The organism is Mesorhizobium sp. M7A.F.Ca.CA.003.01.2.1 (assembly GCF_003998945.1).
In the GTDB taxonomy this organism is placed as follows: Bacteria; Pseudomonadota; Alphaproteobacteria; order Rhizobiales; family Rhizobiaceae; genus Mesorhizobium; species Mesorhizobium ciceri.
Map to the genome: position 1 here is coordinate 1 of NZ_RZRA01000903.1, position 2291 is coordinate 2291.

Annotated in this window: 3 protein-coding genes and 1 pseudogene; all 4 read left to right on the forward strand. The window is 63.2% G+C overall.

What is annotated here, in order from left to right; translation table 11 throughout:
• Positions 1 to 128: pseudogene (locus EN969_RS36790) on the forward strand (sugar ABC transporter substrate-binding protein); the annotation flags it as partial.
• Positions 129 to 242: 114 nt separating this feature from the next.
• Positions 243 to 1229 (forward strand): ABC transporter permease, encoded by a 987-nt coding sequence (locus tag EN969_RS27420; protein ID WP_013532869.1) that lies wholly within the window; start codon positions 243 to 245, stop codon positions 1227 to 1229.
• A 3-nt stretch (positions 1230 to 1232) separates the two neighbouring features.
• Positions 1233 to 2024 (forward strand): ATP-binding cassette domain-containing protein, encoded by a 792-nt coding sequence (locus EN969_RS27425; RefSeq protein WP_063167632.1) that lies wholly within the window; start codon positions 1233 to 1235, stop codon positions 2022 to 2024.
• A 135-nt stretch (positions 2025 to 2159) separates the two neighbouring features.
• Positions 2160 to 2291 (forward strand): LacI family DNA-binding transcriptional regulator (locus tag EN969_RS27430; protein ID WP_164758540.1); only part of this gene is annotated, 132 nt, incomplete at its 3' end.

Sequence of the window (2291 nt, forward strand, 5' to 3'; positions counted from 1 at the left end):
GCTATGTCGCGCTTTCGCTGGCCAATATGGCCGCCGGCGGCATTCCTCCGGGCTTCAACGTCATCACCGGCGCGCTCTATGAAAAAGACACCGCGCAGATCTACGACGGCATCCTGTCCGGCAAGTAACATCCAATCTCAACAGTCGCGGCCGCCCAACGGTCGCGACTGGCTCTCCATTTCGCCGAGCCCTTCGCACGCGATGTGCAACGCTCAGCCTTCCACTCATGTCGCGGATTGCCTGTGGAAAATCATTCGCTCGTCCCACGCCTGATCGCACGGCCGGAATTCGGCCCTTTCGTGCTGCTCGTCGTCGAGATCGCCGTTTTCTGGAGTTTCAACCACGACTTCCTGTCGCCGCAGAACATCTCCAACACGCTGGCTTTCACGGTCGAGCTCGGCCTGATCGCGCTGGCGATGACGCTGTTGATGACGTCCGGCGAGTTCGACCTCTCGGTCGGCTCCCTGTTCGGCTTCTCGCCGGTCTTGATGTGGACCCTGTTCAACAGCGGCCTGACCTCGCTCGAAGCCGGCTTTGTCGCCGCGCTGCTGGTCGCCGCCTTCATCGGGCTGGTCAATGGCTGGTTCGTGACGCAGCTCAAGATCCCATCCTTCCTGGTGACGCTCGGCATGCTGCTGGTGGTGCGCGGCACCGCCCTTTTCGTCACCGACGGTTTTCCCCAGCGCACCTGGAGTGCGGAGGGCAGTTGGCTGGCGGAAGCGCTGGTCGGCGACTTCTTCATCGGCCCGTTCCGCATCTACATGTCACTGTTCTGGTTCATCGCCGCGGCGATCGCGCTCGGCTACGTACTGACGCAAAGCCGCACCGGCAACTGGATCCAGGCGGCCGGCGGCAACCCGAGCGCGGCGCGGGCGCGCGGCGTCAATGTCAGCGGGGTCAAGATCGGCCTGTTCGTGCTGTCGTCGGTCATGGCCTCGCTTGCCGGCGTCATCTCTTCGTTGCGCACGTCCGCCGCCAACCCCAACAGCGGTACCGGCTATGAGTTGGAAGTCATCGCCATGGTGGTGATCGGCGGTACCGCACTTACCGGCGGGCGCGGCACGATCATCGGCACCGTGCTCGGCATCCTGATCCTGCGTGTGATGCGCAACGGCATCGTGCTGATCGGCGTGCCTGGTCTTGCCTATAACATCTTCATCGGTGCCATCATCCTCGGCATGATGGCACTGCATTCATGGCTGGAACGCCGGCATCAGGCGGGGACTTGAACCATGGCCGAGCCACTGATCCGCATGACGAACATCCGCAAGTCCTACGGCCGCGTGCAGGCGCTGGAGGATGCCAATTTCCATGTCAATGAACGGGAGATCGTCGGCTTGCTTGGCGACAATGGCGCCGGCAAGTCGACGCTGATCAAGGTGCTTTCGGGTGCCGTTCCGCTGACCAGCGGCGATATCTTCATCCGTGGCAAGAAGGTGAGCCTGCGCAGCACCAGCGACGCCATCGCCCATGGCATCGAGACGATCTACCAGGACTCCGCACTGGTCACGCAACTGTCGATCGCCCGCAATCTGTTCCTCGGGCGCGAGCCGATCAAGCCGCCGCGCTTCCTCAACCGGATGGACCAGGAGGCGATGAACACGGTTGCCCGCGATTTGCTCAAGCAGGTCGGCATCACGAAGAACATCCCGCCGACGACGCCGATCGGTTCGCTTTCCGGCGGCGAGCGTCAGGCGGTGGCGATCGCGCGCGCCATGCATTTCGACAGCGACCTGATCATCCTCGACGAGCCGACCAACAATCTCGGCGTCGCCGAAACACAGGGCGTGCTGAGTTTCGTGCGCAGCGCCCGCGATTCCGGTCACTCCTGCATTTTCATCGCCCACAACATCCACCATGTCTTCCAGGTGGTCGACCGCATCGTCGTCATGCGCCGGGGCAAGGTGGTCGCCGACGACATCGACCCGAAGACGACCAGCGTGGCGGAGGTAGAGCGGATCATCACCGGCATGTCGGACAAGGAAATCCGCGATGCCATCACCGATGGCAAGCCGTCGCACTGACTGTCGGGTGATGGCGGCAATCACCGCTGCCTCAGATCGCATCGCTTGTCTGGCGCGGCATCGCAGGGCGCATAGGTAGCGGCATGAAAGCCACCGTCTCGGATATTGCCCGCAATGCGGGCTGTGGGTAGCGGCATGAAAGCCACCGTCTCGGATATCGCCCGCAATTGCGGGCTGTCGACCGCAACGGTCGACAGGGTGCTGAACAACCGGCCGGGTGCGAGTGCGGCCAACCGCCAGCGCGTCATGGAGGCGGCCAAGCAACTC

Coding starts and splice junctions, on each gene's coding strand:
- EN969_RS27425 (WP_063167632.1), top strand. CDS start 1,233: ATGGCCGAGCCACTGATCCGCATGACGAACATCCGCAAGTCCTACGGC.